This window comes from Actinosynnema pretiosum (assembly GCF_002354875.1).
Taxonomy (GTDB): Bacteria; Actinomycetota; Actinomycetes; order Mycobacteriales; family Pseudonocardiaceae; genus Actinosynnema; species Actinosynnema auranticum.
In genome coordinates this window covers 6182625-6199785 of the sequence record NZ_CP023445.1, presented here as the reverse complement: position 1 = coordinate 6199785, position 17161 = coordinate 6182625, and the positions used below count along the sequence as shown (strand labels likewise).

15 protein-coding genes are annotated in these 17161 nt (G+C 73.9%); 4 read left to right on the top strand and 11 right to left on the bottom strand.

The genetic code is table 11. The features are described from left to right. Positions 1-5: 5 nt before the first annotated feature. Positions 6-560 (bottom strand): TetR/AcrR family transcriptional regulator, encoded by a 555-nt coding sequence (locus tag CNX65_RS26300; RefSeq protein WP_096496150.1) that lies wholly within the window; start codon positions 558-560, stop codon positions 6-8. 83 nt (positions 561-643) lie between these two features. On the opposite strand from CNX65_RS26300, the gene CNX65_RS26295 reads away from it, so the two are divergent. Further along, on the top strand, positions 644-1015 hold the full coding sequence (locus CNX65_RS26295; RefSeq protein ID WP_096496149.1) for a DUF4267 domain-containing protein: 372 nt from the start codon (positions 644-646) through the stop codon (positions 1013-1015). Positions 1016-1028: 13 nt separating this feature from the next. Here the strand turns inward: CNX65_RS26295 and CNX65_RS26290 are convergent, their stop codons facing one another. The 7 genes from CNX65_RS26290 to CNX65_RS26260 form a co-directional block, all read right to left on the bottom strand. Next, positions 1029-2300 (bottom strand): NB-ARC domain-containing protein, encoded by a 1272-nt coding sequence (locus tag CNX65_RS26290; RefSeq protein WP_157767866.1) that lies wholly within the window; start codon positions 2298-2300, stop codon positions 1029-1031. A 32-nt stretch (positions 2301-2332) separates the two neighbouring features. Continuing rightward, positions 2333-2668 carry a PadR family transcriptional regulator gene (locus CNX65_RS26285; RefSeq protein WP_096496147.1) on the bottom strand — a complete coding sequence of 112 codons (336 nt, stop codon included), beginning with the start codon at positions 2666-2668 and terminating at the stop codon, positions 2333-2335. A 49-nt stretch (positions 2669-2717) separates the two neighbouring features. After that, complete coding sequence (locus tag CNX65_RS26280; protein ID WP_096496146.1) at positions 2718-3893, bottom strand: histidine kinase; 1176 nt, start codon at positions 3891-3893, stop codon at positions 2718-2720. Then, positions 3890-5611, bottom strand: coding sequence for a sodium/solute symporter (locus CNX65_RS26275; protein WP_096496145.1), 1722 nt, complete (start codon positions 5609-5611; stop codon positions 3890-3892). The genes CNX65_RS26280 and CNX65_RS26275 overlap by 4 nt, the downstream gene beginning before the upstream one ends. Then, a complete protein-coding gene (locus CNX65_RS26270; RefSeq protein WP_096498014.1) occupies positions 5608-5958 on the bottom strand; it encodes a DUF485 domain-containing protein in 351 nt (116 codons plus the stop codon). The genes CNX65_RS26275 and CNX65_RS26270 overlap by 4 nt, the downstream gene beginning before the upstream one ends. Positions 5959-6122: 164 nt before the next feature. Then, complete coding sequence (locus CNX65_RS26265; RefSeq protein ID WP_015803984.1) at positions 6123-6968, bottom strand: LytR/AlgR family response regulator transcription factor; 846 nt, start codon at positions 6966-6968, stop codon at positions 6123-6125. A gap of 36 nt (positions 6969-7004) precedes the next feature. Further along, positions 7005-7277: a hypothetical protein gene (locus tag CNX65_RS26260; protein WP_157767865.1), complete on the bottom strand. Its 273-nt coding sequence runs from the start codon at positions 7275-7277 to the stop codon at positions 7005-7007. Between the two features lie 392 nt (positions 7278-7669). Between CNX65_RS26260 and CNX65_RS38020 the strand changes: the two genes are divergently transcribed. Then, entirely contained in the window at positions 7670-8287 is a 618-nt protein-coding gene (locus CNX65_RS38020; protein ID WP_096496143.1) for a LysM peptidoglycan-binding domain-containing protein, read from the top strand. Positions 8288-8627: 340 nt separating this feature from the next. Here CNX65_RS38020 and CNX65_RS26250 read toward each other — a convergent pair whose 3' ends face one another. Then, entirely contained in the window at positions 8628-11585 is a 2958-nt protein-coding gene (locus tag CNX65_RS26250; protein WP_232520018.1) for an AfsR/SARP family transcriptional regulator, read from the bottom strand. Positions 11586-11735: 150 nt separating this feature from the next. Here CNX65_RS26250 and CNX65_RS35765 point away from each other — a divergent pair, with 150 nt between their 5' ends. Beyond that, the gene (locus tag CNX65_RS35765) at positions 11736-12158 is read left to right on the top strand and encodes a hypothetical protein (protein WP_157767864.1); all 423 of its coding nucleotides are present in this window, start codon (positions 11736-11738) and stop codon (positions 12156-12158) included. An 18-nt stretch (positions 12159-12176) separates the two neighbouring features. Here the strand turns inward: CNX65_RS35765 and CNX65_RS26245 are convergent, their stop codons facing one another. Beyond that, positions 12177-14660, bottom strand: coding sequence for a DEAD/DEAH box helicase (locus CNX65_RS26245; protein ID WP_096496141.1), 2484 nt, complete (start codon positions 14658-14660; stop codon positions 12177-12179). A 382-nt stretch (positions 14661-15042) separates the two neighbouring features. Then, positions 15043-15663 (bottom strand): uridine kinase family protein, encoded by a 621-nt coding sequence (locus CNX65_RS26240; RefSeq protein ID WP_232520017.1) that lies wholly within the window; start codon positions 15661-15663, stop codon positions 15043-15045. 130 nt (positions 15664-15793) lie between these two features. Between CNX65_RS26240 and CNX65_RS26235 the strand changes: the two genes are divergently transcribed. After that, the gene (locus tag CNX65_RS26235; RefSeq protein WP_096498013.1) at positions 15794-17140 is read left to right on the top strand and encodes a replication-associated recombination protein A; all 1347 of its coding nucleotides are present in this window, start codon (positions 15794-15796) and stop codon (positions 17138-17140) included. Positions 17141-17161 lie beyond the last annotated feature (21 nt).

The following is a 17161-nucleotide window of genomic DNA, read 5'->3' as shown; positions in this document are numbered from 1 at the left end:
GGGTGCTACGGCCGCGCCCCGGCCAGCTCCACCAGCGCGGCCAACCGCGCGTCCCGCCGCGCCTCGGGCAACCGACCGCCCCTGGCCAGCAGCACCTGCCCGTGCAGCGCGCCCCAGACGACCTCGGTGAACACGTCCGGGTCGTCCTGGGGGCGCAGGGGCGCCAGGACGTCCCGCAGCGCGGTGAACGCGTCGCGCAGCGGCTGCGGGGTGTCCGGCGCGTCGAACGCGAGCGGCGCGGAGAGGGTGAACATCGCGTCGTAGCAAGCCGGGTTGTCCTGCGCGAACCCGGTGTAGGCCGCTGCCAGCCCCGCGAGCCCGTCCGCACCGGCCAGCCGCTCGGCGAGCTCCGCGAACCCCTCGACGGCGACCGCCGCGATGATCGCGTCCTTGCCGGAGAAGTGGCTGTACAGCACGGGTTGGCTGTACTCGATCAGCTCGGCGAGCCGCCGCGTGGTGACCGCCTCCCACCCCTCGGCCTCGGCCAGCGCGCGCGCCGCCCCGACGATCGCCCGCCGCCGCTCGACCCGTTCCCGCTCCTTGCGCTGCTGTGCTGTCACGGGGGTGATTCTAGCGCTGCTAGCCATCCGATCATCGCTAGTGCTAGCGTCGATCGAAAATCTAGCAACGCTAGGAAAACGTTGTGCCCCTCGTCGCCACGACCCTGGCCGTCGCCGCCGCCCTGTCCATCATCGTGATCGGCGGCCTGTACCTGCTGGCGCCGCAGCGGATCGCGAGCACGTTCGGCCTGCCCACCTGGCCGCGGGAACCGGGGGAGACCGGCTGGCTGAACCTGAAGGGCGTGCGGGACGTGGTCTCCGGCCTGGTGATCCTGATCCCGCTCGCCCTCGGCCACGCGGACCTGGCCGGTTACGTGCTCCTCGCCGCCACCCTCACCCCGCTCGGCGACATGCTGACCATCCTGCGGCACAGGGGGAACCGCGCGCTGGCGTACGGGATGCACGGCGGCACGGCGGTGGTCGTGGCGCTGGCGGGGGTGCTGCTGGTGGGCTGACCTGAGGTCGTGCTTATTTCGGTGGGCGGCGGAGGCGGTGGTCGGGCTCTTCCTCGTTCAGTACGTTCTGGGCGTAAGCACGCAACAACGGGTGGATGTGAAGCGCGTCGCGTCCGATCGGTTCGAGCAGTCCCGCTTTGGCCAGGACGTTCAGGAGGCGCCGCGCCTCGACTTCCGCGCAGGCCATGAGCAGGACAGCGTCATCGACCGTCAACTGCTCATCCGGCAACGTGCCCAGAAGCCGGAACAAGCGGGCGGCAGCCGTCGGGAGGCTGCGGTAGACCCAGTCGAGCACTGATCCCAATCGTTCCGGCAGGTCCAATGGGGCGGTCAGTTCGGCGTTCAGCTGGGGGAGCGTTGTTCCCCGCCGAACTGCCCCGCGTTCGCCCGCGATGCGCAATGCCAGTGGTAGATAACTGCACAGTCGGGCCAACTCCCGTGCCGCGTCCAACTCCTCGTTGACGCGCACCGTTCCGACGATCCGCCGCAGGAGTTCGACGGCGTCGTCACGGTCGAAGGGGGTGACTTGAAGGCGGTGGGTGTCGCCGAGTTCCGTGAAGTCGGTGAGCTGCCTCCTGCTGATGGCGATGACGAACGATCGAGAGCTTTCGAGGAGCAACGGGCGAACTTGGTCTGCGGAGCGCACGTCGTCCAGCACCGCGAGGAGACGGCGTCTCGCCACCAGCGCCCGGTAGATCGCCACGCGTTCTTCGAGCGTGCCGGGGATGTGCGCCGGACGGATGCCCAGTGAGCTGAGGAAGCGACCCAGGGTGGTGAAGGCGCTCGCCGGTTCGGTGATGTCTTGTGCGCCGAGGTCTGCGTACAGGTTCCCGTCCGGGAACCGGTGCAGGTTCAGGTGCGCCCACCGGAGAGCGAGAGCCGTCTTTCCCGTCCCGACGCCGCCGGTGACCAGCAACGCCGGGATTTCGCGCTTCGACGGTTTTTTGACGGCGTGCTGGAACAGGTGCTCGTCCAAGCGCGCCAACTCGTCGAGGCGGCCGACGAACCCGCTGGGGTTCTCCGGCATCTGGTCCGGGCAGACGTTGAGGGGAACCGGTCCCTCTCGGAGGGTGCGCCTCATGCGCGGCACGACGGCGAGATACCCGAACGCGGCCACGAGGGGGGACAACTTCCCCGGCACCTCTTCGAGGTTGGCGACCCACTCCTCCTCGTACCGCGCGCACGCCTGCGGATCACCCAGGCGGCGCGCGGACCACCGCACCACCCGGACCGCCAACCACGGCCACCAGTCCTTGAACTCGTTGACCACCAACGGCAGCAGCACGGCCGCCGCTAACCAGGGGAGCGCTCCGCCGCTCACAGGCACTCTCCAGGTCGGGGCGCGAGGGGGTGGTCGGACGAAAGGGGCGAGCGCCGCGTGCGACGTCCGTCCAGCATCGCCCTCGCCTCCGCCAAGCCTTCCGGGCTCAGCCGGTAGAAGCGGCGGCGTGGGCCCCGGCTGACCGGGTCAGCCTGCTCCCACTCGCTCACGACCCAGCCCAGGTCCTCCAGGCGGGCCAGGATCGGGAACACGCTGCCGGTCGGCCGGTCGATCATCTTCGCGATCTTCAGCCCGTACAGCTCTTGATCGGGTTCCAGCAGCGCCTCCAGCACGTCCAGAGTCGCGTTGGTCGCCCGTGGTTTCCTGCCCACGACTCAACTCTAGATATGTAGAGATAGCCGCACAACCGCCCAACGCGCCCTAGTCCGCGTGCACCCCAGCCCGGTACTTCGGCACCCGCACGCTCACCTTCGTCCCCAACCCCTGCGCGGTCTCCACGACCAACCCGTAGTCGTCCCCGTAGCACCGCCGCAACCGCTCGTCGATGTTCCCCAACCCGATCCCCGCCGTCGCCCCCACCTTCCCCGCCAACGTCCGCCGCAGCGCCTCCGGGTCCATCCCGATCCCGTCGTCCTCCACGGTGATCCGCGCCTCGTCCCCCGCGTCCTCCGCCGTGATCGAGATCAGCCCCGGCCCGACCTTCCCCTCCATCCCGTGCCGCACCGCGTTCTCCACCAGCGGCTGCAAGCACAGGAACGGCACCGTCACCGGCAGGACCTCCGGGGCGATCTGCAGCGTCACCTGCAACCGCTCGCCGAACCGCGCCCGCTCCAGCGCCAGGTACTGGTCGATCGACCTCAGCTCCTCCGACAGCGTCGTGAAGTCCCCCGCCCGCCGGAACGAGTACCGCGTGAAGTCCGCGAAGTCCAGCAGCAACGTCCGCGCCCGCTCGGGGTTCGTCCGCACGTACGACGCGATCGCCGACAGCGAGTTGTAGATGAAGTGCGGCGAGATCTGCGCCCGCAGCGCCCGCACCTCCGCCTCCACCAACCGCGTCCGCGACCGGTCCAGCTCCGCCAGCTCCAGCTGCCCCGACGCCCACCGCGCCACCTCGTTGGTCGCCCGCACCAACCCCGCCGACGCCTCCCGGCTGTACGCCGCCAGCACCCCGACGACCCGCCCCTCCACCGTCAACGGCGCCAGCACCGCCGTGTGCACGGGGCAGTCCGCCTCCGCGCACGACACGTCGAACGCCCGCGTCCGCCCGGTCGCGAACACCTCCCGCGCCAACCCCAGCGCCTCCGCCGAGTGGTGCTCCCCGGCGCCCTCCCAGGCGACCACCTGCTCCTCGTCGGTCAGCGCCAGCGCCGGTGTCCCGAGCAGCGTCCTCAGGTGCCGCGCCGACTTCCGCGCCGCGTCCGGCACCAGCCCGGCCCGCAGCGGCGGGGCCGCCGACCACGCCGTGTGCAGCGTCTCGAACGTGATCCGCTGCTCCTGCGTCACGAAGTCGTTGCGCCGCTTGGACGTCCACCACAGCGTCACCACCACCGCGACCCCGGCGAGCAGCACCGCGCCCGCCGTCCCCAGCGCCGTCACAACCGGTCCTGACTGCGCAGTCCCAGGTTCTCCGGCGCGTGCAACCGCACCATCACGTGGTTCACCCCCGGTGGCACCCGCTTCGGCGTCGCCAGCGACACCGCGTACATGACCACGAACCCCAGCGGCGCCGTCCACGCCGCCGGGCGCGCCAGGAGCGCGTGGTACCAGGCCTCGCTCGGCCCCGCCGCGATCGTCACCATCCCGGCCGCCAGCGCCGGGACCCCGCCCGCGAGCATCCCGGCGACCGCCCCGACCGTCGTGATCCGCGTGCTCCAGATCCCCAGCACCAGCAGCGGGCACAGCGACGACGCCGCCACCGCGAACGCCAGCCCCACCACGTCCGCCACCGGCACCCGCCCCAGCAGCGGCGTCACCAGCAGCGGCGCGGTCACCGCCACCAGCGTCGCCAGCCGGAACCCGCGCACCCCGCGCAACCGCAGCACGTCCCGGCTCAGCACCCCGGCCAGCGACACGATCAGCCCCGACGAGGTCGACAGGAACGCCGCCACCGCCCCGCCCGCCACGAGCGCCCCCAGCAGCTGCCCGCCGAGCCCGCCGACGACCCGGCTCGGCAGCACCAGCACCACCGCGTCGGTGTCCCCGGTCATCAGCAGCTCCGGCGTGTACAACCGCCCGAGCGCCCCGTACAGCGGCGGCATCAGGTAGAACACGCCCAGCAGCCCCAGCACGATCAGCGTGGTGCGCCGCGCCGCCCGACCGTTCGGGTTGGTGTAGAAGCGCACGATCACGTGCGGCAGCCCCATCGTGCCCAGGAACGTCGCGATGATCAGCGAGTACACCGAGTACAGCCCGAACCGCTCCACGCCGCTGCTGGGCAGCGACCAGCCCTGCCCGGTGGTCTGCGGGATCGACTTCAGGTGCGGCACCGCCGCCCCCTGCGGGAACACCAGCCGCGACCCGGCGGCGATGGTGTGCTCGCCGCCCTCCAGCAGCACCAGCCCGTCCACCCGCTCGCCGTCGACCTCGCCCGCGCCGCTGAACCCGACCGGCTCCCGCACGTCGACCACCGTCGTCCGCTCGAACGACACCGACGTCTCGCGCGGGAACACCGGGAAGTCCTCCGCAGGCACGCCCCGCGCGCCCTGCGCCTGCCACGCCAGCACCAGGAACACCGCGGGCACCGCGATCGCGGTCAGCTTGAGCCAGTACTGGAACGCCTGCACGAACGTCACGCTGCGCATCCCGCCGGACAGCACGTTCGCCGTCACCACCACCGCCACCAGCGCCGCGCCCACCCAGCTCGGCGTGCCGATGACCGTGTGCAGGGTCAGCCCCGCGCCCTGGAACTGCGGCAGCAGGTACAGCCACCCGATGCCCAGCGCCAGCCCGGACGCCACCGCCCGCACCACCGGCGAGCCGAACCGGGCCTCCGCGAAGTCCGGCAGCGTGTACGCGCCGCTGCGCCGCAGCGGGGCCGCGACCAGCGCCAGCAGCACCAGGTAGCCCGCCGCGTAGCCGACCGGGAACCACAGCATGTCCGGCCCGTGCGCGAACACCAGCCCCGCGATGCCCACGAACGACGCCGCCGACAGGTACTCGCCGCCGATCGCCGAGGCGTTCCACCACGGCGACACGGTCCGGGAGGCCACGAAGAAGTCCGACGTCGTCCGCGACACCCGCAGCCCGTACCCGCCGACCAGCATCGTGCCCAGCACCACCAGCAGCACGGCGACCAGGCCGTACGTGCTGCTCACGAACGCTCCACCAGCTCGGCGAACTCGGCCTCGCCGCGCTCGGCCTGCCGCACGTAGAACCAGCCCGCGCCCACCAGCACCGGGAACACCAGTACGCCCAGCAGCAACCACGGCAGCGGCAACCCGAGCAGCCGCTGCTCGGCGACGCCGGGGACGAGCGCGAACAGCAGCGGCAGCGCGGAGACCGCCCCGCACACCACCGCGCACAGCGTGAAGCCGAGCCTGCGCTGCGAGCGGATCAGCGACCGCATGTAGACCGCGCCCAGCTCGCTCTGCTCGTCGATCTCGCGGGACGCCGGGTAGGGGCGGGGCGCGCGCGGGGCGCGGGTGCGGGGGCTGGTCACCACGACGCGCTGGGTGGGCGCGGGCGCCGGACCGTGCTCGCGGCCGACCGGGACCGCCCGGCCGCCCCGGAACCGGCCGACGCCGCTCCCGCCTGCGCCCCCCGATCCGCAGCCCCCCGAACCGGCGCCCCCCGAACCGCCAGGGCCCGGCTCCCCGGACCCCCGGCTCACGACGGCTGCCGGTTGCGCCGCACCAGGAGCTGCCGCAGGTGCCGGGCGTGCCGCCTGCTCACCGGCAGCACCGCCCCGCCGATGTTCACGCTCAGGTGCCCGTCCTCCAGCCGCAGCTCGTCGATGTGCCCCAGCGACACCAGGTGGCTGCGGTGGATGCGCACGAACCCGGCGCTGCGCCAGCGCTCCTCGAGCCCGTTCAGCGCCGCCCGCACCAGCCCGCTGCCGGTCGCCGTGTGCAGCCGCGCGTAGTCGCCGTGCGCCTCCACGTAGCGGATCTCCGCGAGCCGGATGAACCGGGTGATCCCGCCCAGCTCCACCGGGATGACCTCGTCGCCCACGTCCGGCGCCCGCTCGACCGGCGCGGCCTGCGGCGCGGGCTGCTCGACCGGCCTGCTCTCCAGCACCTCGTGCACGATCCGGTGCACCGACTCGGCCAACCGCTCCTGCCGCACCGGTTTCAGCAGGTAGTCGAGCGCCTTCAGCTCGAACGCCTCCACCGCGGGCTCCTGGTGCGCGGTCACGAACACGATCGGCGGCGGCTGCGCGAACCGGGACAGCACCCGCGCCAGGTCCAGGCCGTCCAGGCCGGGCATCCGGATGTCCAGGAACACCGCGTCGACCGGCTGCCCCGCGTCCATGGCCCGGTGCAGCGTGCGCAGCGCCTTGGTCGCGTCCCCGACCGCCTCCACGTGCCCGACCCTCGGGTCGGACCGCAGCAGGTAGACGAGGTCCTCCAGGGCGGGCGGCTCGTCGTCGACGGCGAGCACCCGCAGCGGTCGCCCGAGCGCCCCCCGGCGTTCGGGCCCCTCGCACAGAGGACAGGGCAGACCTGAGGTCATGGACATCCAATGCGGTGTTCTCGGCGGCGTCGGCGATTAGACCATCGGGCGGCCATCCTCGTACTTGGAGGGCGTCCAGGGCAATGGTCGCAGCGCGTCCCGCACGTCGCGCAGCGCCACCTGGAGCTCCAGGTGCGCCTCCTCGGCGCGCCGCGCCGCCGTCCCCACCGACCCCGCCGTCGCCGCCCCGGCCAACCGCGCCGCCGCGCACCGCAGCAGGTGCGCCGACTCGGCGAGCCGGTCCGCCTCGCCCGCCAGCGCGCCCAGCGCCTCCAGCAGCTCCCCGATGGTCGCTGGCCGTGACGACATCACCCCTGTTCGCTGATCCTCGGCCAGTGGGTTCACCTCCCCGTGTCGCGCCGGTGACGGGGAACCGATCGTGCCGCCGGGCCCGCACGGGGGTCAACGGCGCGGGGGAGTGGTCTCGATCGGCTAAACCCGCACCACCCGCCAACCACCCCGGCGCGTCACGCGCGGTCACCGCTTCGGGTTGCTCGTCGCGCGGATCGCCCTCGCCTGTCCTTACGGTCCAGCCAGTGATCACGTGGCCCAGGTCACGTGATCGCACCACCGGGAAGCTCGGGCACCGGCGCCCCTGCCCTCCGAACTCCCGGTCCGGACGCAGCCGAACGAGAGCGTGGACCGGCAGGGCAGGGGAATGCTCGACGTGCTCCGCGGTGCGGCGGTTCGAGGTGGATCAAATGGACGGTCTCCGGGACAAGCGGCGCTCACGCGTCCTCACCAGGCTGGTCGCCTGCGCGGTCATGGGGCTCATCTCCGGCGCTCTGGCGCTGGTCACGGCCACCGCCGCGTCGGCCCAGGGTGCGGATTGGGACGCCATCGCGCGCTGTGAGAGCGGGGGCAACTGGTCGATCAACACCGGCAACGGCTACTACGGGGGGCTCCAGTTCAACCCCGGCACGTGGGCCGCCAACGGCGGTAGCGGGATGCCGCACCAGGCATCGCGGGAGGAGCAGATCCGCGTGGCGGAGAACGTGCTGCGCTCCCAGGGCATCGGCGCCTGGCCGCACTGCGGCCGGGGCAAGGCGACCGGGGCCGCCCCGGCAGCCGCCACCGCCCCCGCGGGCGGCGCGCAGGCCGCGGCGACGCCCGTGGCAGCCGCCCCCGCGCCCGTCGTGGCCTCCGGCTCGACCGACAACCCGGACGGCGACTACACCATCCAGCCCGGCGAGACCCTGTCGTCCATCGCGGACAAGCACGGGATCGCGGGCGGGTGGCGAGCGCTGGTCGAGAAGAACCCCGAGTTCCTGACCAATCCCGACCTGATCTACCCCGGCCACCGGATCACCCTCCGGTAACCGGCTCCCGGTGGGGTGGCGCGAAGGCCCCGCCTCACCGGTGACCAAGCTCCGACCGCCCCAGGTCGCCCCACGGACCCGCGCCGCCTTCGCGGCGACGAGCCCGAGAGCGGAGCCGCCGATCACCCGCACGGCCCACGCCCGTTCCGCCGCGCCCGCGCGGTGGAGCCCACCCAGCACGAGGAGAACCACCTGGACCCTGTGACCGAGGTGCGCCGGGACCCCACATCCCGGCGCGGCCCGATCACCGCGCGACCGTCCTCCGCGCGGTGATCGGGCCGGTTGACCGGGCGGCCTCGAGGTCGCCCCTTTTTCTTGTGCGGCAAGGGTTCCGCGCGACTCAGCCCAGCGCGGCCAGCAGCGACCCGGCGGCCTGGCGCAGCCCGCCGTACCCGGTCTCCCCGGCCAGCCCGATGCCGATCCGGGCGTGCCGCGCCGCGTCCTCGCGCCGCCCGGCGGCCAGCAGCGCGGGCGCCAGCAGCACGTGGGCCTGCACGACCCCGTGCCGGTAGCCGATCCCACCGGACAGCTCCAGCGCCCGCAGGTGCGCCGCGACCGCCGCCTCGGGGTTCACCAGGTGCCGCTGCACCAGGCCCAGCGCGTTGTGCACGTCCGCCTCGATCCGGGGGCTGCCGCCCAGCTCCTGCACCAGGGCCAGCGCCCGCTGCGCGGTCCGCAGCGCCTCGCCGTGGTCCCCGGCCAGGCACAGCGCGGCGGCCAGGTGCGCGGTGGTCTCCGCGTGCGGCGGCCGGGCCCCGGTGCGGGCCCACCCGTCCCGCGCCTCCCGGAGCAGCTCGACCGCGCCGGGGTGGTCGCCCCGCGCGCCCCGGCAGCGCCCGCGCAGGTCCGCGCCCGACGCCGCCAGGTTCACCGCGCCCAGCCGCAGCGCCAGCCCGTGGCCCTCGCGCAGCAGCGCCTCGGCGGCGTCGAGCTCCCCGCGCGCCAGGCGGACCGCGCCGAGCCCGATCAGCCCGGCGCACCGCGCGTGCGTCGACTCCCCGGACGCGCCGACCACCTCCCGGAACCGGTCCTCGGCCTCGGCCAGCTCGCCCACGTCCAGCGCGACCACGCCCGCGATGCCTGCGAGCAGCCACACCGCGCGCCCCACCGGGTTCCCCGAGCGGGCGGCGTCGCGGGCGGCCCGCAGGTCGCCGAGGTTCCGGTGCGCCGCCACCAAGTGCGCCATGACCACGCCCGCGGCCTCGGCGTCCCCGGCCGCCTCCGCCGCGTCGCCCGCCGCGCGCACCGCGTTCAGGAACTCGCCGTGGTGCCCGTGCGAGCCGAGGAACCCGCCGACCGCCTCGACCAGCGACCAGGCCATCGGCAGCGGCCCCAGCCGCGCGCACCGCTCGGTGGCCGCCAGCAGGCTCGGCCGCTCCGCCTCCAACCAGGCGCGCGCCGCGCGGGCGTCCGGCAGGTCCCCGCGCCCGCGCGCGGGCCGGACCTCGGGGAACAGCACGTCGCCCACGTCGGAGGCGGTGCTCAGGTACCAGTCGAACAGCCTGCCGCGCGCGGCCTCCAAGTCGTCACCGGCGGCGCGGGCGCGTTCGGCCGCGTACTCGTGCAGCAGGTCGTGCACCGCGAACCGCCCGTCGCCCGCGCGCTGCACCAGGTTCGCGGAGGCCAGCTCCTCGGTGAGCGCGCGGGCCGTGGCCTCGTCCGCGCCCAGCAGGGCGGCGGCGCCGAACGCGCTGAAGTCCGGACCGGGCAGCAGACCGGTGAGGCGGAACAACTTCGCGGCGTCCGGCCGCAGCGCGGCGTGCGAGAGGTCGAACGCCCGGCGCACCGCCGCGCTGTCGTCGTCCGGGACCGCCAAGGCGGACAGGCGGTCCCCGCCGCGCAGGTCGTCCACATAGGACTGGATGTCGGTGGTGTGCGCCCCGACGAGGTTGCCGAGCGCGATCCGCAGCGCCAGCGGCAGGTGGCCGCACAGCCGGGCCAGCTCGCGCAGCGCGTCGCCCTGCTCGTCGGCGGCCTCGGGGGCGAGCGAGCGGGTCAGCAGCTTCCACGCCTCGTCGTCGCGCAGCACGTCGAGCCGGACCGCCGAGGCCCCGACGTCCCCGGCGAGCTCGTTCCGGCTGGTGATCACCACCGAGCACTCGGGGACGCCGGGCAGCAGCGGCAGGACCTGGGCGGCGGAGGCGGCGTTGTCGAGCGTGATCAGCACCCGGCGCCCGCGCAGCCGGTCGCGGTAGGCGCGCACCAGGTCCGCCTCGTCGGCGGGGATGCTGTCGGGGCGCGCGCCGAGCGCCCGCAGGAACCGGCCGAGCACGGTGGTGGTGCCGAGCGGCGGTGACGTGGAGTGGCCGCGCAGGTCCGCGTACAGCTGCCCGTGGTGGTAGCGCTCACGCACCGAGTGGCCGACCGTCACCGCGAAGGCGGTCTTCCCGACCCCCGGCGGCCCGCACACGGCGACGACGGCGGCGGGACCGGCGAGCAGGCCCGTCACCCGGTCCAGCTCCTCGGCGCGGCCGACGAAGTTCCCGACCGGCGCGGGCAGCTGCGACACCGGCGCCCACCCGGAGGGCAGCGGCCCCCGGAGCGCCGGGTCGCCGGTGAGGATCGAGTGGTGCACGGCCCTGAGCGACTCGCTGGGGTCCACGCCGAGCTCGCGGGCGAGGGCGGTGCTGGCCTGCCGGTAGGCGTCGAGCGCGTCGGCCTGGCGGTCCGCGCGGTGGAGCGCCACCATGAGCTGCGACCAGAACCGCTCGCGCAGCGGGTGGCGCGCGGTGAGCCGACGCAGGTCCGGCACCAGCTCCGCCCCGTGCCCGAGCCGCAGCCGGGCGTCGACGAGCTCGGCCGTGACCCGCAGCCGCTCCTCGACCAGCGCCGGGACCTCGTCGGCGTGCAGCGCCTCGGACGGCACATCCGCGAGCGCCGGGCCGCGCCAGCAGTCGAGCGCCCGCTGGTAGTGCTCGACGGCGGAGCCGAAGTCCTTGGCGGAGGCGGCGAGCGCCCCGTGGGCGGCGTGGTCGGCGAACCGGTGCAGGTCGACGGCCCCGTGCGGCAGGCTGATCAGGTAGCCGGAGGGCGTGGTGTGGACGAGCTGCGGCTCCCCGAGCGCCCGCCGCAGCCGCATGACGTAGACGGCGAGCGTGTGCGCCGCGCGGGCGGGCGCCTGCTCACCCCAGACGGCCCGGACCAGCTCGGCGGACGAGACGGCCCGGTTGGCGGCCATGACCAGCGAGGCGAGCACGATCCGCTGCTTGGGCGCGGTGACGGCGACGACCACCCCGCCCCGCCGCACGAGCAGCGGCCCGAGCACCCCGAACTCGTCGTCGCCAAACCCGATCCCCAAGTCCCAACCCATCCCGCGCTCGTAGGCCCCGAAAGATCATCGCTGGTTCCGGGAGCGGGGGAGAACGCCGAACGGACGCGCCGGCTGGGCTGGACGGTTCAATCGGCTCGTGCGGGGGTGAGGTCGCGGCGAGCGGGGCTCGGTGAGGGCGTGTCAGAACCGGCGGACGGGCGCGCGCCGCACCCGCCCGAGCGGCACGGGCCGTGGAGGACCGCGCACGAGCGGCTGCGGGACCGGGGCGAGGTCCTCGCCGTCGACGGGCGGCGGGTGCGGGTGGGGCGGGTGATCACAGACAAGGCCCACGCCCACCCAGGCGCCCGCACCGCGTTACGGCGGCGGCGGATCAAGGCCGCCATCCGGGAACGTGTCGCCCGGATCGCCCGCAAGACCCAGGGCTCGGCCGGTGGCAGGCCACCGGCCTTCGACCCCGGCCTCTACAAGCCGCACACGTGGTCGAGCGCTGCTTCAACCGCCTCAAGCGGTTCCGCGGCCCGACCACCAGGTTCGCGAGACGAGCCGCCTGCCCACCGCGCCGAGATCATCCTGGCCCGCATCACCCTCCACCCGAGGTGAAGATCCGCAGGACACGCCCTAGACCGCCTCCAACCGCCCCACCTCGACGACCCGCACCACCGCGTTCCCGGCCTCGTCCGACTCCTCCAGGTCGACCTCCGCCGTGAACCCCCAGTCCCGGTCGCCCGCCGGGTCCTCGAAGACCTGCCGGACCTCCCAGCGGTCCTCGCCCTCGGTGATCAGCAGCAGCTGCGGGCCGCGCGCGTCCGGGCCCGTGCCGATGTCCGAGTGCTCCTCGTAGTACGGCTCCAGCGCCTCGCGCCACTCGTCCGCGCCCCACCCGGCGTCGCCGTCGAGCTGGCCCAGCTCGTAGTAGTTCCGCCTCGCCGCCAGCTCCACCCGCCGGAACAGCGCGTTGCGCACCAGCACCCGGAACGCCCGCAGGTTGCGGGTCACGGCGGGCGGGGCGTCGTCGTGGACCTGCTCCTCGCCGGGGTTGCGCAGCTTCTCCCACTCGTCGAGCAGGCTGGAGTCGACCTGGCGCACCAGCTCGCCCAGCCACTCCACCAGGTCGTTGAGCTCCTCGGTCTTCGCGTCCTCCGGCACGGTCTGCCGCAGCGCCTTGTACGCGTCCGCCAGGTACCTCAGCACCAGGCCCTCGGACCGCGCCAGCTGGTAGTACGACACGTACTCGGCGAACGTCATCGCCCGCTCGAACATGTCCCGCACCACCGCCTTCGGCGACAGGTGGTGGTCCGCGACCCACGGGTGCCCGCGCCGGTAGGTGGTGAACGCGGCCTCCAGCAGCTCCTGCAGCGGCTTCGGCCAGGTCACCTCCTCCAGCAGCTCCATGCGCTGGTCGTACTCGATGCCCTCGGACTTCATCGCGCCGATGGCCTCGCCGCGCGCCTTGTGCTCCTGCGCGCCGAGGATCTGCCTCGGGTCGTCCAGGATCGACTCGATCACCGACAGCACGTCCAGCGCGTAGCCGGGCGCGGCCGGGTCCAGCAGCTCGATCGCGGCCAGCGCGAACGGGGACAGCGGCTGGTTCAGCGCGAAGTTGACCTGGAGGTCCACGGTCAGCCGGATGCCGTCGGCGTCCTGCTCGACCACGCCCGCCGTCCGCAGGCCCCGGTACATCGAGATCGCCCGCAGGATGTGCTTGCGCTGCGCGGGCCGCGACTCGTGGTTGTCCTCCAGCAGGTGCCGCATCGCCGCGAACGCGTCGCCGGGCCTGCCGATGACGTTGAGCAGCATCGCGTGGCTGACCTGGAAGCTCGACGTGAGCGGCTCCGGCTCGGCGTCGCGCAGGCGCTCGAACGTCTGGTCGCTCCACGACACGAAGCCCTCGGGCGCCTTCTTGCGCACGACCTTGCGCCGCTTCTTCGGGTCGTCGCCCGCCTTGGCCAGCGCCTTCTCGTTCTCCACCACGTGGTCCGGCGCCTGCACCACGACGGTGCCCATCGTGTCGTACCCGGCGCGCCCGGCCCGTCCCGCGATCTGGTGGAACTCGCGCGCCTTCAGGTGCCGGGTGCGCGTCCCGTCGTACTTCGACAGCGCCGTGAACAGCACCGTGCGGATCGGCACGTTGATGCCGACGCCGAGCGTGTCCGTGCCGCAGATGACCTTGAGCAGCCCGGCCTGCGCCAGCTGCTCGACCAGCCGCCGGTACTTGGGCAGCATCCCCGCGTGGTGCACGCCGATGCCGTGCCTGACCAGCCGCGACAGCGTCTTGCCGAACCCGGACGTGAACCGGAATCGCCCGATCGTGGTGGCGATGGCGTCCTTCTCCGCGCGCGTGGCCACGTTCACGCTCATCAGCGACTGCGCCCGCTCCAGCGCCGACGCCTGCGTGAAGTGCACGACGTACACCGGGGCCTCGTTGCCGTGCAGCAGCTCCTCGATCGTCTCGTGCAGCGGCGTCGTCACGTACTGGAAGTTCAGCGGCACCGGGCGCTCCGCCGAGCGCACCACGGCCGTGGTCCGGCCGGTGCGCCTGGTCAGGTCCTTCTCGAAGAAGGTGACGTCACCGAGCGTGGCCGACATCAGCACGAACTGCGCCTTCGGCAGTTCGATCAGGGGAACCTGCCACGCCCAGCCGCGGTCGGGCTCGGAGTAGAAGTGGAACTCGTCCATCACGACGATGCCCACGTCCGCGTCCGCGCCGTCGCGCAGGGCGATGTTGGCCAGGATCTCCGCGGTGCAGCAGATGATCGGCGCGGTCTCGTTGACCGACGCGTCGCCGGTCATCATGCCGACCTTGTCCGCGCCGAACGCCTCGATCAGCGCGAAGAACTTCTCCGACACCAGCGCCTTGATCGGGGCGGTGTAGAAGGTGCGCCTGCCCTGGGCCACGGCGGCGAAGTGCGCGCCGAGCGCCACCATGCTCTTCCCGGAGCCGGTCGGCGTGCTCAGGATGACGTTCGCCCCCGACACGATCTCGATCAGGGCCTCCTGCTGCGCCGGGTACAGCTGGAGGCCCTGGTCCCACGCCCAGTCGGAGAAGGCGTCGAAGAGGGTGTCTGCGTCGGGTTCGGCGGGGAGCCGTTCGGTGAGTGTCATCGCAGGCAGATAGTAGGCGAACCGGCCGACAAGATCCGTTCGCCCGCGCCCGCCCGGCCGGGCGCGTCGGGCCGCCTCCAGCCGTTCGGGGACGGCCGTCCGGGTGGTCGGACCGGGCGACGTGCGCCGGACCGGGGGAGCGCTCCGCCCGGTCGGGGGCGGAACGGGGGTTCGGGTCGACCGAAACGGCGTTCGCGGGGGGCCGGGAAAGGCCGGAACCGCTCCGGCGCGCCGGACCCCCTCGGACCACCCGCCCGCCGCACGCCGCCCACGTGCCCGCGCGGGGGGCGGAACCGGCGTGAACCGCAGGAACCGGGGGGCGAAAAAGCCGGAGAGCACCCCGGAGGGGGTGCTCCCCGGCCCGAGAAGCGCGGGAGGGGCCCTACGCGGCGGCCAGCTCGTCCCGCCGCCCGATCAGCGCCAGCTCCTCCCGAGCCCGCTTCGGCTTGGTCGGCCGCATCCCGGCGTCCCGGCAGCGCCGCACCACGCTCGGGTGCTCGCGCAGCAGCCGCAGCCCCCGCCGCACCAGGTACGGGACCGGCTTGCGGGCCTCGACCACGTCCCGCGCGAACCGCCGCACGAACGTCAGCGGCGCGCTCGGGTCCAGCACCACCGCGTCGCCCAGCACCCCGGCGTCCCGGCACAGCTCGACCAGCCGGTCCGCGAACAGCCCCTCGGCCAGGAACGCGGGCGCCCCGTCCAGCGCCACCCGCTGGGTCCCGACCCGCGAGTCCGAGGCGAACTCGTACACCGGGGCCTGCACCGCGCCGGTGGTGGCCAGCTCCACGATCGCGCCCAGCGCGGCCTCGACGTCCCAGGACAGCGGCGAGTCCCAGTCGGCGACCCCGTCGGAGCGCCGGGGGAGCAGGGGATCGGTCCCCTCGCGGTAGAAGTCGTCCAGACGCAGGACCGGCCAGCCCAGGTGGGCGGCGAGGTGGGTCTTGCCCGAACCGGAGGGGCCCGCGAGCAGCACTACTCGCGCGTGAACGGCAGGTGACGGCACGGGGGCCAAGTGTCGCACATCCGGGTGAAAAAATGCGCTTGCCCGGCCCTGTAGCCCAGGTCACGCGGCGCAGCCGACCGGTCGGGGACCGTCACCCCGGCGAGTTAGAGTCGACCCCGTGAGCGACGGGATGTTCGACGAGGGCCTGTTCGGCGTCGCACCGGAGGAGAAGGCGGCCCGGATCGCCGCGAACGCGCCGCTGGCCGCGCGGATGCGCCCGCGCACCCTGGACGAGGTGGTCGGCCAGGACCACCTGCTCGGCCCCGGCGCCCCGCTGCGCAGGCTCGTCGAGGGCGCCGCGCCCGCGTCCGTGCTGCTCTACGGCCCGCCCGGCACCGGCAAGACCACCCTCGCCACCCTCGTCTCGCAGGCCACCGGCAGGCGCTTCGCCGCCCTGTCCGCGCTGTCGGCGGGCGTCAAGGAGGTCCGCGCGGTCATCGAGGAGGCCAAGCGCAGGCTGGTGCGCTCCGGCGAGGCCACCGTGCTGTTCATCGACGAGGTCCACCGCTTCTCCAAGACCCAGCAGGACGCGCTGCTCGGCGCGGTCGAGGACCGGATCGTGCTGCTGGTGGCCGCGACCACGGAGAACCCGTTCTTCTCCGTGGTGTCCCCGCTGCTGTCCCGCTCGCTGGTGCTCCAGCTCCGCCCGCTGACCGACGAGTCGGTGCGCGAGCTGGTCCGCCGCGCCGCCGCCGACGAGCGCGGGCTGGGCGGCAGGGTGACCGTCGAGCCCGACGCCGAGGACCACCTGGTCCGGCTCGCGGGCGGCGACGGCAGGCGCGCGCTCACCGCGCTGGAGGCCGCCGCCGACACGGTCCTGGCGGGCGGCGCCGCGTCCGGCTCGCTCGACCTGGCCACCCTGGAGGCCACCGTCGACAAGGCCGCCGTGCGCTACGACCGGCAGGGCGACCAGCACTACGACGTGACCAGCGCGTTCGTGAAGTCCATCCGGGGCTCGGACGTGGACGCGGCGCTGCACTACCTGGCCAGGATGATCGAGGCGGGCGAGGACCCCAGGTTCATCGCGCGCAGGCTCGTCATCCACGCCACCGAGGACGTCGGCATGGCCGACCCGACCGCCCTGCAGACCGCCGTGGCCGCCGCGCAGGCCGTGCAGCTCATCGGCCTGCCCGAGTGCGCCCTGCACCTGGCCCACGCGACCGTGCACCTGGCGACCGCGCCCAAGTCCAACGCGATCACCACCGCCATCGGCGCCGCGATGGAGGACGTGCGCAAGGGCCTGATCGGGACCGTCCCGCCGCACCTGCGCGACGGGCACTACGCGGGTGCGGCGAAGCTCGGCAACGCCCAGGGCTACCGCTACCCGCACGACGTCCCGGAGGGCGTGCTCACCCAGCAGTACCCGCCGGACGGCCTGGTGGGGCGCAACTACTACGAGCCGACCGGGCGCGGCGGCGAGCGCGTGCTGGCCGACCGGCTGCCCAAGCTGCGCCGGGTGGTGCGCGGGCAGGACTGAGGGCGGGCGGAGCGTAATTCG

Excerpts from the sequence above, each read along its gene's own strand:
- CNX65_RS26260 (WP_157767865.1), bottom strand. The coding sequence starts at position 7,277 with ATGTCGTCACGGCCAGCGACCATCGGGGAGCTGCTGGAGGCGCTGGGC.
- CNX65_RS26265 (WP_015803984.1), bottom strand. The coding sequence starts at position 6,968 with ATGACCTCAGGTCTGCCCTGTCCTCTGTGCGAGGGGCCCGAACGCCGG.
- CNX65_RS26235 (WP_096498013.1), top strand. The coding sequence starts at position 15,794 with ATGTTCGACGAGGGCCTGTTCGGCGTCGCACCGGAGGAGAAGGCGGCC.
- CNX65_RS26245 (WP_096496141.1), bottom strand. The coding sequence starts at position 14,660 with ATGACACTCACCGAACGGCTCCCCGCCGAACCCGACGCAGACACCCTC.
- CNX65_RS38020 (WP_096496143.1), top strand. The coding sequence starts at position 7,670 with ATGGACGGTCTCCGGGACAAGCGGCGCTCACGCGTCCTCACCAGGCTG.